13 protein-coding genes are annotated in these 12,544 nt (G+C 52.7%); 11 read left to right on the forward strand and 2 right to left on the reverse strand.

Annotated elements, in window-relative coordinates:
• The first annotated feature begins 37 nt into the window (after positions 1 to 37).
• Entirely contained in the window at positions 38 to 565 is a 528-nt protein-coding gene (locus SAMA_RS04625) for an Mpo1 family 2-hydroxy fatty acid dioxygenase (RefSeq protein ID WP_011759002.1), read from the forward strand.
• Positions 566 to 595: 30 nt separating this feature from the next.
• Here the strand turns inward: SAMA_RS04625 and SAMA_RS04630 are convergent, their stop codons facing one another.
• Together SAMA_RS04630 and SAMA_RS04635 are read right to left on the reverse strand one after the other, a co-directional pair.
• Positions 596 to 1,885, reverse strand: a complete 1,290-nt coding sequence (locus SAMA_RS04630; RefSeq protein ID WP_011759003.1) for an HlyC/CorC family transporter — start codon at positions 1,883 to 1,885, stop codon at positions 596 to 598.
• A gap of 94 nt (positions 1,886 to 1,979) precedes the next feature.
• Positions 1,980 to 2,768: a cytochrome C assembly family protein gene (locus SAMA_RS04635; protein ID WP_011759004.1), complete on the reverse strand. Its 789-nt coding sequence runs from the start codon at positions 2,766 to 2,768 to the stop codon at positions 1,980 to 1,982.
• A gap of 252 nt (positions 2,769 to 3,020) precedes the next feature.
• Between SAMA_RS04635 and ffh the strand changes: the two genes are divergently transcribed.
• The 10 genes from ffh (at position 3,021) to SAMA_RS04685 (ending at position 12,540) form a co-directional block, all read left to right on the forward strand.
• On the forward strand, positions 3,021 to 4,394 hold the full coding sequence (gene ffh / locus SAMA_RS04640) for a signal recognition particle protein (RefSeq protein ID WP_011759005.1): 1,374 nt from the start codon (positions 3,021 to 3,023) through the stop codon (positions 4,392 to 4,394).
• Positions 4,395 to 4,551: 157 nt separating this feature from the next.
• Positions 4,552 to 4,803 carry a 30S ribosomal protein S16 gene (rpsP, locus tag SAMA_RS04645; RefSeq protein ID WP_011759006.1) on the forward strand — a complete coding sequence of 84 codons (252 nt, stop codon included), beginning with the start codon at positions 4,552 to 4,554 and terminating at the stop codon, positions 4,801 to 4,803.
• Positions 4,804 to 4,823: 20 nt separating this feature from the next.
• Complete coding sequence (rimM, locus tag SAMA_RS04650; protein WP_011759007.1) at positions 4,824 to 5,354, forward strand: ribosome maturation factor RimM; 531 nt, start codon at positions 4,824 to 4,826, stop codon at positions 5,352 to 5,354.
• A gap of 15 nt (positions 5,355 to 5,369) precedes the next feature.
• Positions 5,370 to 6,122 (forward strand): tRNA (guanosine(37)-N1)-methyltransferase TrmD, encoded by a 753-nt coding sequence (gene trmD / locus SAMA_RS04655; RefSeq protein WP_011759008.1) that lies wholly within the window; start codon positions 5,370 to 5,372, stop codon positions 6,120 to 6,122.
• Positions 6,123 to 6,149: 27 nt separating this feature from the next.
• Positions 6,150 to 6,503 (forward strand): 50S ribosomal protein L19, encoded by a 354-nt coding sequence (gene rplS, locus SAMA_RS04660; RefSeq protein ID WP_011759009.1) that lies wholly within the window; start codon positions 6,150 to 6,152, stop codon positions 6,501 to 6,503.
• A gap of 298 nt (positions 6,504 to 6,801) precedes the next feature.
• Positions 6,802 to 7,893, forward strand: a complete 1,092-nt coding sequence (locus SAMA_RS04665; protein ID WP_011759010.1) for a 3-deoxy-7-phosphoheptulonate synthase — start codon at positions 6,802 to 6,804, stop codon at positions 7,891 to 7,893.
• 13 nt (positions 7,894 to 7,906) lie between these two features.
• Positions 7,907 to 9,046: a bifunctional chorismate mutase/prephenate dehydrogenase gene (tyrA, locus tag SAMA_RS04670; protein WP_011759011.1), complete on the forward strand. Its 1,140-nt coding sequence runs from the start codon at positions 7,907 to 7,909 to the stop codon at positions 9,044 to 9,046.
• 179 nt (positions 9,047 to 9,225) lie between these two features.
• Positions 9,226 to 10,890: a hydroxylamine reductase gene (gene hcp / locus SAMA_RS04675; RefSeq protein WP_011759012.1), complete on the forward strand. Its 1,665-nt coding sequence runs from the start codon at positions 9,226 to 9,228 to the stop codon at positions 10,888 to 10,890.
• Between the two features lie 57 nt (positions 10,891 to 10,947).
• On the forward strand, positions 10,948 to 12,018 hold the full coding sequence (locus tag SAMA_RS04680; protein ID WP_011759013.1) for a hybrid-cluster NAD(P)-dependent oxidoreductase: 1,071 nt from the start codon (positions 10,948 to 10,950) through the stop codon (positions 12,016 to 12,018).
• Positions 12,019 to 12,165: 147 nt separating this feature from the next.
• Positions 12,166 to 12,540 carry a hypothetical protein gene (locus SAMA_RS04685; protein WP_011759014.1) on the forward strand — a complete coding sequence of 125 codons (375 nt, stop codon included), beginning with the start codon at positions 12,166 to 12,168 and terminating at the stop codon, positions 12,538 to 12,540.
• The last annotated feature ends 4 nt before the right edge of the window (positions 12,541 to 12,544 follow it).

Consider the following 12,544-nt stretch of genomic DNA (forward strand, 5'->3'; position numbering starts at 1 on the left):
TAAAACCACAATAAGAATCCATGCCAGTGAGAGCCTTATGAAGACAGCAGCAGAGCAACTGGCACGCTATAAGAGTGTGCACCTGAACCCCAACAACATTAAAACCCACTTTGTTGGTATTCCCCTTATCATCTGGTCGGCCTTTGTCTGGCTTGGGCTGATCCGCTTTGAGCTTGGCGGCTTTGGCGAGGCCAGCGCGGCAATGGTGTTTACTTTGGTCGTGCTGGCTTACTACCTTAAACTGCACCTGCGCCTTGCCGTTGGCATGCTGATGTTTATCCTGCCGGTGCTTTACACCTCAGACATGATGGCGACAGTCCCCCACGCCGCCTGGATTGCCGCTGTCGTGTTTGTGATTGGCTGGGTGTTCCAACTGATTGGTCACAAGTACGAAAAGGCCAAGCCGGCGTTTGTGGATGATATGAATCAGCTGTTGATTGGACCTTTCTTTTTGATGGCTGAGGTGTATTTTGCATTGGGATTTGAAAAAGCGCTCGAGCGTGAGATTACGCCACAGGCCATAGCGCTGCGAAGAGTGCTTGAAGCGAGCCGCAAGACCGCTTGATTGAAAGAGACATGATAAGAAAAAAGACGCTCATGGCGTCTTTTTTGCGTTATCGGGGGCCTGATACAGATCCGGCATCACCCTCACGGTTTTCACCATATTTTCGGCCACTTCCATCACCTCAATGGGGTAGCCTTCGAGGCGTAAACTGGTATTGGGGGAGGGGATGTCTTCCAGGTATTCGAGGATAAGGCCGTTCAGCGTTTTCGGGCCGTCAGTGGGCAGTTCCCACTTCATTTCTTTATTCAGCTCGCGGATGTTGATACTCGCATCGATAAGCAGGCTGCCATCTTCCTGAGGATGGATCTCTTCACTGGCAGTCGGCACCATAGAGGTGGTGAAATCACCCACAATCTCTTCAAGAATGTCTTCCAGTGTGACCAGACCCTGAATATCACCGTATTCATCGACCACCAGACCAATACGTTCCTTGTTATGCTGGAAGTTGGCCAGTTGCACGTTAAGGGGGGTGCCCTCGGGGATAAAGTAGAGTTCTTTTACAGCTCTGAGCAGAGTGGCTTTGCTGAACTCTTCCTTGGACTGCAGGCGTAAGGCGTCTCTCAGGTGAATAAAGCCTACGGCGTCGTCTATGGTGTCGCGGTATACCAGTACCCGGGTATGGGGGCTGGTGACCACCTGACGGTTAATCTGTTTGAAGTCATCGTTGACGTTGATGGCATAAATTTCGGCGCGGGGGATCATGATGTCTTCCACCGTCACCTTCTCGAGGTCGAGTATTGACAGCAGCATGTCCTGGTGACGCTGGGGGATAAGGGCGCCGGCCTCGTGTACCACAGTGCGCAGTTCTTCCTGGCTGAGGGCATCATTGGTCGCCACGTTGCGAATACCAATAAGCCGCAAAATGCCGGAGGTGATGATATTCATCACCTTCACCAGGGGCTGCAATATCACCAGCAGCCATTTAAGCAGCAGGCTCGAGGGGTAAGCGATGCGCTCAGGATGCAGCGCGGCCACTGTCTTTGGGGTGACTTCGGCAAATACCAGCACTACCACGGTCAGCAAACCTGTGGCGATGGCCACACCCACGTCGCCCCATATCCGCATACCAATAATGGTCGCTATGGCGGAGGCGAGGATGTTCACCAGGTTGTTACCAATCAGGATAAGGCCAATCAGGCGGTCGGGGCGGTCCAGCAGCTTGGATGCGCGTTTGGCGCCCTTGTGTCCGTTGCTGGCCAAATGTCTGAGCCGATAGCGGTTCAAAGACATCATGGCCGTTTCAGAGCCAGAGAAATAGGCAGAAATGAGGATTAACACTAAAAGCGACAGCAGGAGTGTTCCGGTCGATATCGCGTCCAAGCAAAGGCTCCACTATGGCCAGGAGATGTAAGTAAATACTGGCATTTTAAAGGGGTGTCAAGTTAGCCAAGGGGCTAAGCCCCCGGACGGGGACTTAACTGAGAATGAGTTCCTTGACGATGCGGGCGCCAAAATAGGCCAGCGACAACAGGGTGGCGCCGGTCAGGGTGTAGGCGATGGCGGTACGGATACGGCAACCCACTGAGTATTGCTGCCACAGCATGGCGATGTACACAAACCAGGCCATGATGGAGAGAATGGCCTTATGACCTTTACCCTCGGCAAACATGTCGTCGAGGAAGATAAAGCCGGTCGCCAGACCCAGGCTGAGCAGGATCACGCCAATGATCACCAAATGGTACAGCTGCTTTTCCACTGTCATCAGTGGCGGCATGGCCGGGCTTAATATCAGCTGCTTTTTCTTGAGCTTGTTTTGGATCATCGCCAGCTGAATGGCGTACAGTGCTGCAATCATCAGTGCACTGTAGGCCATGAGTGACAGCACCACGTGGGCCAGCACCTCGGGATTGTGCTCAAAGTGGGTAATGTATTTGGGAGGCACCAACCATAAGAGAGCCACCGACAATACAGAACAGGCATATACCACGGGCACAACCACTATCACTTTCAGACGGAAAATCAGCACGCTGAAGGTGAAAGCGATAATCCAGTTCACCAGTGAAATCACGTTGGTGAGGCTGAAGTTCTGACCATCGTCGGTAAAGATGGCTTGCTGCAGGGCGGCGGCGTGCAATACCACCGCGATGGATGCGACGGCGGCAACGGCACGGCGGTTTGGGCCTTCGGCGTGAAACAGTCGACTGGTCACCAGTATCAGGGCGATACAGTAGAAGAACATGGCTGACGCAGAGAAAAGAACCATGGATTACAACCTGCTTTTAGTTTCTCTTGGGCTTCGCGATGCGAAAGCGGGATTGCTGATTTGGAAGTTAGAATAACACGACCCTTGCGCAAATGGGCAGTGATGTAAGTTGCAAATTTTAGCCAATTCTGATTGTTAGCCGAAGTATTCTCTGCTCGGCATCCATACAGGCAAGCGGACAGGTAGCATAAACCGCAGGCATCGCTATAATACAAGCCCACATTTGACATTATTAAAGGTTTGCACAGGACGATGTTTGAGAACCTGACCGACAGACTGTCGCGTACGCTGAAGACCATCAGCGGTCGCGGTCGCTTAACGGAAGACAACATTAAAGACACCCTGCGGGAAGTCCGTATGGCGCTCCTTGAGGCCGATGTGGCCTTGCCGGTTGTCCGTGAATTTGTGAACGCCGTTAAAGAGCGCGCAGTGGGCCAGGACGTGGCCAAGAGCCTGACGCCCGGTCAGGTGTTTGTCAAAATCGTTCAAAGCGAGCTTGAAAAGGCGATGGGTGAGGCCAACGAGGCCCTGAATCTTGCCGCCCAGCCCCCGGCTGTGATCATGATGGCAGGTCTACAGGGTGCGGGTAAAACCACCTCTGTGGCCAAGTTGTCCAAATTCCTGCGTACCCGTCAGAAAAAATCTGTACTGGTGGTCAGTGCCGACGTTTACCGCCCTGCGGCAATCAAGCAGCTCGAAACCCTGGCCAAAGAAGTGGAAGTGGAATTCTTCCCCTCCGATGTGAGCCAAAAGCCCATCGACATCGCCAATGCGGCTATTTCGCACGCCAAGCTGAAATTCATTGATGTAGTGATCCTCGATACCGCGGGCCGATTGCACGTCGATGAAGCCATGATGGATGAAATCAAGGCACTGCATGCAGCAGTCAAGCCTATCGAAACGCTGTTCGTGGTAGACGCCATGACGGGTCAGGATGCAGCCAACACCGCCAAGGCCTTTAACGAGGCGCTGCCGTTGACTGGTGTGGTACTGACCAAGGTGGACGGTGATGCCCGCGGTGGTGCGGCGTTGTCTATCCGCCACATTACTGGCAAGCCCATTAAGTTCCTCGGTGTCGGCGAAAAGACAGATGCGCTGGAGCCATTCCACCCTGACCGTGTAGCCTCGCGCATCCTTGGCATGGGTGACGTACTTTCCCTGATTGAGCAGGTAGAGCGCGGCGTTGATAAAGAAAAAGCCATGAAGCTGGCCTCCAAGGTCAAATCGGGTGGCAATTTCGACCTCGAAGACTTCCGCGAGCAGCTGCAGCAGATGAAAAACATGGGCGGCATGATGGGACTGCTGGAAAAATTGCCCGGCGTTGGTCAGCTGCCACCGGAAGCCATGGCACAAATTCAGGATGGTAAAATGACCCGCCAAATGGAGGCTATTATTAACTCCATGACACCGGGCGAACGTCAGAATCCTGATATCATCAAGGGCTCCCGCAAGCGTCGCATTGCAGCGGGTAGTGGCACACAAATTCAAGACGTTAACCGTCTGCTTAAGCAGTTCACCCAGATGCAGAAAATGATGAAGAAGATGTCTTCCAAGGGTGGAATGCAGAAAATGATGCGCGCCATGGGTGGTATGATGCCCGGCGGCATGAAGCTTCCCGGGCGTTAAGCCCGGACTCAATGCAGCCGTAAAATTGGCCACTTTCGGTTGCATTCGCCTGAAACTCAGGTAAAATTCTCCGGCTTTCTTGCTGGGACTCTTCTGCGAACACGGGGTTCCAGTTTTTATTTTTGCTTCTGGCAAATCATTAGAGGAAAAAAAACGCATGGTTACCATTCGTTTAGCTCGCGGCGGCGCTAAAAAGCGTCCTTTCTACAACATCGTAGTAACTGACTCTCGTAACGCCCGTGACGGCCGTTTCATCGAGCGCGTTGGTTTCTTCAACCCACTGGCCAAAGGTCAGGAAGAAACTCTGCGTCTGGATCTGGATCGCGTTGATCACTGGGTTGGCAACGGTGCTTCTACTACCGATCGCGTAGCCAAGCTGATCAAAGACGCCCGTAAAGCTGCTGCTTAATGGCGTGAAGGTATAGATTGATGAGCAGTAATCAACAACCTGTAGTAGTAGGCAAAATCGGCTCTACTTACGGCGTAAAGGGTTGGATGAAGATCACCGCCTATACCGATTCCGTTGAAGGTATTTTCGACTATTCTCCATGGTTCCTTAAAGAACATGGCGAATGGCGTGAGGTGAAGGTGTCCCAGTGGCGCTTCCACGGCAAGGCGGTCGTCGCCGAGCTTGAGGGAGTCAGCAACCGGGAGCAGGCTCAAATGCTCACCAACTGTGAGATTGGGATCCTGGCCGAACAAATGCCTGAGTTGCCCGAAGACGAGTTCTATTGGCGCGATCTCATTGGCTGTGAGGTACTCAATACCAAGGGTTACAACCTGGGTAAAGTTGATCAGATCCTGGAAACAGGCTCCAACGACGTACTCATGGTCAAGGCCAACGCCAAAGATGCTTTCGGCAAAACGGAACGTATGATTCCGTATCTGCCTGACCAGTTTGTCCTTGAGGTCAAACTGTCAGAAAAACAGATTATTGTGGATTGGGATCCTGACTTCTAAATCGAGGTACCAAACATGTGGTTAGGGGTAATCACCCTGTTTCCCGAAATGTTTCGTGCCATCACTGATTTTGGGGTCACGGGTCGGGCCATCAAAAATGGCCTGCTGGAGTTGCACACGTGGAATCCCCGTGATTTCACCCATGACAGACACAGAACCGTGGACGACAGGCCTTATGGCGGCGGACCGGGAATGTTGATGATGGTGCAACCACTGAAAGATGCCATCCAGGCTGCCAGAACGGCGGCGGGTGACGGAGCCAAGGTGATATATCTGTCTCCACAGGGGCGCAAGCTGACACAGCGGGGCGCAACTGAGCTGGCAGAAACACAAAAGTTGATTTTGGTGTGCGGACGTTACGAAGGTATCGATGAGCGCATCATTCAGACTGAAGTGGACGAGGAATGGTCAATCGGCGACTACGTGCTTTCGGGCGGTGAGTTACCGGCAATGACCCTGATTGATGCAGTGTCCCGTCTGGTACCCGGCGTGCTGGGTAAACAGGCTTCGGCGGAGCAGGACTCTTTCTCCGACGGTTTGCTCGATTGTCCTCATTACACCCGGCCCGAATCTTTGGATGGTCTTGAGGTGCCGGCAGTGCTGCTCGGTGGCAACCACGAAGACATTAGACGCTGGCGTCTTAAACAAAGTCTCGGAAGAACTTTTTTAAGAAGGCCGGAATTATTTGAAAATCTAGCTCTGACTGACGAACAAACCCGCCTGCTGGCGCAGTTTGTCGACGAAATGGACAGTCCACAGAAGTCGTAGCTCAGTTAATCCTAGTATGGAGTTTACATGAACAACATCATCAAAATGCTCAACGATGAGCAAATGAAAAAAGACGTTCCTGATTTTGGCCCAGGTGATACCGTAGTGGTTCAGGTACGTGTTAAAGAAGGTGACAAAGAGCGTCTGCAGGCGTTCGAAGGCGTTGTAATCGCCAAGCGTAACCGTGGTCTGCACTCTGCTTTCACCGTTCGTAAGATCTCTAACGGTGAAGGTGTGGAACGTGCTTTCCAAACTCACAGCCCTCTGATTTCCAGCATCGAAGTTAAGCGTCGTGGCCGCGTTCGTCGCGCCAAGCTGTACTATCTGCGTGAGCGTTCAGGTAAGTCTGCACGTATCCGTGAGAAGCTGGCGACCAAGTAATCGCCCAAAAAAAGACGCAAGTGTTCGCACAAAAAACCGCCCTCGTGGCGGTTTTTTGTTTGTGCCGATAACGCAACTTCCTCTAAGCCAAGCCATCCCACTCGCCTTTTGGCGCCATCTTCGCGAATTTTGAATGAATTTTTATCAACTGGCCTTGCGCCCGTTCAGGTAAACGGGCACACTGTGCTTTCGGTTGTAATGGTGTAACATTACAATAATACAAATTTTGGACGTAGAGATGTCAGCTGAGGTTGTCGATGGGGCAGTGTCAGCGTCGTTAAACACAGAAGGTGATCCCATGCAGCAAGATACTATCAACAATGTGCACATCAGCGCCGAAAAGGTGCTTATCACGCCACAGGAGCTAAAACGCGAACTGCCATTGTCTGAGCATGGGTACCAGTATATTTTGCGCTCCCGTCGTACTGTGGCAGATATTGTACACAAGCGCGACCCGCGGCTGCTGGTGGTGGCAGGTCCTTGCTCAATCCACGATATTGCCGCCGCCAAGGAATATGCCCTTAAGCTTAAAAAGCTCCATGACGAGCTCAAAGATGAGTTCTTTATTCTGATGCGGGTTTACTTCGAAAAGCCACGTACTACTGTGGGCTGGAAGGGAATGATTAACGACCCTGATATGGATGAGTCCTTCGATGTGGAAAAGGGACTTCGTCTTGCCCGTGAGTTGATGATTTTTCTGGCGGAGCTTGAACTGCCGGTGGCCACAGAGGCGCTCGACCCCATCAGCCCACAGTACATTTCAGAGCTTGTTACCTGGTCTGCCATTGGCGCCCGCACCACAGAGTCTCAAACCCACAGGGAAATGGCGTCGGGCCTTTCTATGCCGGTGGGCTTTAAAAACGGCACCGATGGCAAGCTGGATGTGGCAATCAATGCCATGAAATCGGCCGCCAGTGGTCACCGCTTTATGGGTATTAACCAGCAAGGTCAGGTAGCGCTTTTGCAAACCAACGGTAACCCGGATGGCCATATCATTCTGCGTGGTGGCAGCAAGCCCAACTATGATGCTGAGAGTGTGGCCGAATGCGAGGCGCAGGTACGCTGGGCCGGGCTCGACCCCAAATTGGTCATAGATTGCAGTCACGGTAATTCTTCCAAAGATCATAATCGTCAGGACCCGGTGTGTCGTGACGTGTTTGCTCAGGTGGCTGCCGGCAGTGACGCCATTATCGGCGTGATGCTGGAAAGTCATCTCAATGCCGGTAACCAGCCCTGTGATAAGCCCCTGTCAGAGCTTAAATACGGCGTCTCTGTCACCGATGCCTGCATAGATTGGCAAACGACCGAAACCTTGCTGCGTGAAGGTGCCGAGAACCTGGCGTCTGTTATTCCCTCAAGATTTGTTATGCTGAAGGCCGCCAATGGCTGACAGGATATTTGATATGACAGAAAAGACCACCGCTGAGCTGGAAAACCTACGGGGCCTGATTGATGGTGTCGACAGCCAGTTACTGTCGCTGCTTCGCAAGCGTCTTGATTTGGTGGCACAGGTTGGCACAGTCAAACATGCGGCGGGACTGCCGATTTACGCGCCTGCACGGGAAGCGGCCATGCTCGGTAAGCGTCGCGCCGAAGCCGAAGCCATGGGAGTAAGTCCACAGCTGATTGAGGATATCTTGAGACGCCTGATGCGCGAATCCTACATGAGTGAAAAAGACGTGGGCTTCAAGCAGGTCAATCCTGAGCTGGGCCATATTGTTATCATAGGTGGGCAAGGGCAGCTGGGACGCTTATTCGCTCAGATGTTTGCGCTTTCCGGCTATGAAGTGCGTCTCTTGGATAAAGATGACTGGGACCATGCAGATGAGCTGTTCGATGGTGCAGGTCTGGTATTGGTGACAGTGCCCATTGCGACTACCTGCTCGCTTATCCGTGAGCGCCTGGATCACCTTCCCGAGCACTGTATCTTGGCGGATCTGACCTCCGTCAAAGGGGCGCCACTCAAGGCCATGCTGGAAACCCATAAGGGCCCAGTGGTGGGGTTGCACCCCATGTTTGGTCCGGACGTGGGCAGTTTGGCCAAACAGGTGGTGGTAGTGTGCCATGGCCGTGCGCCGGAAAAGTACCAATGGCTGATGGAGCAGATTGGCATCTGGGGCGCCAGACTGGTCGAGGCCGATGCGGGTCGCCATGATAAGGCGATGCAGCTGGTGCAGGCTATGCGTCACTTTTCATCGTTTGTGTATGGCTTGAACCTGTGCCGTGAGCAGGCTGATATAGACACGCTGCTTGAATTCAGCTCGCCTATTTATCGGCTGGAGCTGGCCATGGTGGGGCGTCTCTTTGCCCAGAGCGGCGAGCTGTACGCCGACATTATTTTTGCCCAGGAAGAAAGCCTGACGGCGATTTCGGACTTCATCGATAACTACCGCGATGCACTGGAGCTTCTGAAAACAGGCGATAGGGCAGGCTTTATCGCACGCTTTAATGAAGTTTCAAACTGGTTTGGCAATTACTCCCAACAGTTCCTTACCGAGAGTCGCGCCATGCTGCAATCGGTCAATGATATGCGTTCAGTTTAAGATGCTGTTCTTTATACTGAAAAAGCGCCATTAAGGCGCTTTTTTTATTTTAAATCAGCAACTCCTTAAGATGATCTGCTTCAAGGAACCGAGCTTTGCTGCTTTTTAAATGCAGCAATATCCGTATCCTTCGCTCCTAACATGCATAAATAAAGCATGAAAATAAAAGGAGCCATGTCGTGTTTTGTATTCAGTGTGAACAGACCATTCGTACCCCCGCCGGCAACGGTTGCAGCTATGCACAGGGCATGTGCGGCAAGCTGGCAGCAACCTCAGACCTGCAAGATCTGCTGATTTATATGCTCAAGGGCGTTTCCGCCTGGGCGGTGAAAGCCCGTGAGTTGGGACTTCCTCCAACTGAGGCCGATACCTTTGTGCCCAAGGCTTTCTTTGCGACCCTGACCAACGTGAATTTCGATGATGAACGCATCATAGAGTACGCCAGAAAGGCCGAGAGTCTGCGCAACGTGCTTAAAACCCAATGCACTGAGGCTGCCCAAAAGGCGGGTATTCGCCTTGAATCCTTACCGGACAGTGCCTCTGTGCTGCTTGGCACTTCAAAGCCAGAGCTGCTGGAGCAAGCCAAGGCGGCGCTGCCTAATCTGGGTAAGGATGACATCCACGAAGATGTGATGGCGTTAAGGCTTTTGTGCCTTTATGGTCTGAAAGGCGCTGCCGCCTACATGGAACATGCCCGGGTGCTGGAGCAGCAATCCGCTGACATTGCGGCTGAGTTTCATCGCATCATGGCCTTCCTGGGTACCGACAGTGTGGATGCCGATGCACTCTTTACCGTCGCCATGGACATTGGTCAGCTGAATTTCAAGGTGATGGCTATGCTCGATGAAGGCGAAACCGCTGCCTTCGGCCACCCGGAGCCGACCCAAGTAAATACCAAGCCGGTAAAGGGAAAGGCGATTCTGGTGTCGGGCCACGACATGAAAGACCTTGAGCTTATCCTCAAGCAAACCCAGGGCAAGGGAATTAACGTTTACACCCATGGCGAGATGTTGCCAGCGCTGGCATATCCCGAGTTTAAGCAATACCCCCATCTGGTAGGCAACTACGGCAGCGCCTGGCAAAACCAGCAAAAGGAATTTGCCAACTTCCCCGGTGCCGTGGTGATGACGTCAAACTGCATTATCGACCCTAACGTTGGCCAATACGCCGACCGTATCTTTACCCGCAGCATCGTCGGCTGGCCAGGGGTTGTGCACCTTGAAGGTGATGATTTTTCTGCCGTGATTGAGAAAGCGTTGTCGCTGGAGGGGTTTCTCTATGACGAGATCTCCCATCAGATCACCATAGGTTTCGCCCGTAATGCGCTGATGGCAGCAGCTCCGGCCGTGGTCGAAAACGTGAAAAATGGCAGTATCCGCCACTTCTTCCTGGTAGGTGGCTGTGATGGTGACAAAGCCGAGCGGAGTTACTTTACCGATTTTGCCAAGGCAACGCCGAACGATAGCCTGATCCTGACTCTGGGCTGTGGTAAGTACAAGTTCAATAAGTTGGAGTTCGGTGACATCAACGGCATTCCAAGGCTACTGGATATTGGCCAGTGCAACGATGCCTACTCAGCCATTCAGCTGGCGATTGCTCTGTCGGAGGTGTTTGAGTGCGATATCAACGAGCTGCCATTGAGCCTGGTGCTGTCTTGGTTTGAACAAAAGGCGATAGTGATTTTGCTGACCCTGCTGTCTTTGGGGGTGAAGAATATTCGCACCGGTCCGACACCGCCAGCGTTCCTGACGCCAAATCTGCTCAAGGTTCTCGAGGACAAGTTTGGTCTTAAAAATACCACCACGGTGGAGGCCGATCTGAATGCGATTCTGAATGTCGCCTGAGTTGATGCAAGACGGCGCAAAGCGCTGTCTCTTTCATTGTGTTGGGGATAATCAGTTATGAGTCAACACCGGGACGCTGCTTTTCTGACAGCCAAATCCTGGCAGGATTTACCTGCTTCAGTGCCTTTTCGTCTTTGCTGCATCGAACGGATTGATGAAACCCACGATGTGGTGACATTCCGATTTGAAGCCGCAGGGGAGCCTGTGCGTTTTAGTTATAAGCCGGGACAGTTTATCACCCTGTTGCTGGAGATTGGCGGCGAGCCCCACAGCCGGGCCTATACGCTGTCGTCTTCACCGTCCCGGCCCTACAGCATCAGCATCACTGTTAAACGGGTCGAGGGAGGCAAGGTTTCCAATTATCTGATTGATAATTTAAGGCCAGGCCATGCTCTGGATGCCATGGGGCCATCTGGCAGTTTTAATCTGGTGGATATTCCTGCTGACAGGTATTTATTTTTAAGCGCGGGATGCGGCATTACGCCGATGTTCAGTATGAGCCGCTGGCTGACGGATACCCGTGTGGGCGCCGACATCACTTTTGTTCACAGCGCCAGGAGCGTCGATGACCTGATATTTGCTCCCAAGCTTGAGTCCATGGCGAACAACCACAGTGGTTTTCGTCTCGGGTACGTAATTGAACAGGGTAATTGCCCTGACTGGCCCTATGCCCCCGTGCTGCCGGGGCGCTTGACGCTATCTGGATTGGATTCCCTGGTCAGTGATTGGCGTGAGAGAACCTTGTATGTCTGTGGCCCCGAGGCCTATATGGCTGCAGTAGAGGCTATGGTCAGGGATGCAGGATTTGCGATGTCGCGCTTCCACAAGGAAAGCTTTGGCAAGCCGGGAGCGCCCGTCAAAAGTAGCGGACAAGGATTTATGCTGAAGGTGGGAGATAAGCTGCATCCACTCGGTGAGTCGGGTTTGCTGCTTGAGGGTATTGAGGCGCTTAAGCTACCCATCATTGCCGCCTGTCGCAGCGGTGTGTGTGGTGCCTGTAAGTGTCAGGTGCTGGAGGGTGATGTTGAGAGGCTGTCAGAGATGACACTGACCGAAGAAGACAAAGCCAATGGTATGGTGCTGGCGTGCTCTGCCCGGGCGCTTTCGAATATCAGCCTTAAGCTTTAAGTCAGTTATGGTGGCTATACTTGGGCTGTTTTTTGGGGCCATGGTTGCGCTTTTGCCGATGGGAAAGTAAGGTTAAATCAGGGCCGTGATCACAGTTTTGAAATCGGTTCGATTTACCGTTTCTCGTCAGCCTTACCGGAGTGCATTATGGCCCAACTGAGCTTGCCCAACGCCACTGCCCAGGACACCAGCCTTATTCATTTGCAATATGGGATGATGAGTGCATTCCCTCTGGTGCTTCCTGTGCTCTTTGCTCTGGCGCTGAATCTGTCACTGCGCAAGAGCGATAGCTGCAGCATTTGCGACACGCATCTTAAGTGGCAACGCAACTCAATGTTTGGGTTAGTCTTCGCTTCCCTTGCCTGGTATTGGATACCCACAGGCTGGATGACTTCAGCAGCGCTGGTAGTGGTGCTTGCCTGGTTTGTGCTGCGAATCGTTAAAGGGTGGGTCAGCCTGATTGACGGGGTGGCTATTCAACCTGTGCAGCATTCTGACGAAGCGATTGATAGCTTGAAGTAAGGGC

The sequence above is a fragment of the Shewanella amazonensis SB2B genome, assembly GCF_000015245.1.
In the GTDB taxonomy this organism is placed as follows: Bacteria; Pseudomonadota; Gammaproteobacteria; order Enterobacterales; family Shewanellaceae; genus Shewanella; species Shewanella amazonensis.

Bases quoted from the DNA above. Each gene is read 5' to 3' on its own strand.
- SAMA_RS04625 (WP_011759002.1), top strand. From the start codon at position 38: ATGAAGACAGCAGCAGAGCAACTGGCACGCTATAAGAGTGTGCACCTG.
- SAMA_RS04635 (WP_011759004.1), bottom strand. From the start codon at position 2,768: ATGGTTCTTTTCTCTGCGTCAGCCATGTTCTTCTACTGTATCGCCCTG.
- ffh (WP_011759005.1), top strand. From the start codon at position 3,021: ATGTTTGAGAACCTGACCGACAGACTGTCGCGTACGCTGAAGACCATC.
- rpsP (WP_011759006.1), top strand. From the start codon at position 4,552: ATGGTTACCATTCGTTTAGCTCGCGGCGGCGCTAAAAAGCGTCCTTTC.
- rimM (WP_011759007.1), top strand. From the start codon at position 4,824: ATGAGCAGTAATCAACAACCTGTAGTAGTAGGCAAAATCGGCTCTACT.
- trmD (WP_011759008.1), top strand. From the start codon at position 5,370: ATGTGGTTAGGGGTAATCACCCTGTTTCCCGAAATGTTTCGTGCCATC.
- rplS (WP_011759009.1), top strand. From the start codon at position 6,150: ATGAACAACATCATCAAAATGCTCAACGATGAGCAAATGAAAAAAGAC.
- SAMA_RS04665 (WP_011759010.1), top strand. From the start codon at position 6,802: ATGCAGCAAGATACTATCAACAATGTGCACATCAGCGCCGAAAAGGTG.
- tyrA (WP_011759011.1), top strand. From the start codon at position 7,907: ATGACAGAAAAGACCACCGCTGAGCTGGAAAACCTACGGGGCCTGATT.
- SAMA_RS04680 (WP_011759013.1), top strand. From the start codon at position 10,948: ATGAGTCAACACCGGGACGCTGCTTTTCTGACAGCCAAATCCTGGCAG.
- SAMA_RS04685 (WP_011759014.1), top strand. From the start codon at position 12,166: ATGGCCCAACTGAGCTTGCCCAACGCCACTGCCCAGGACACCAGCCTT.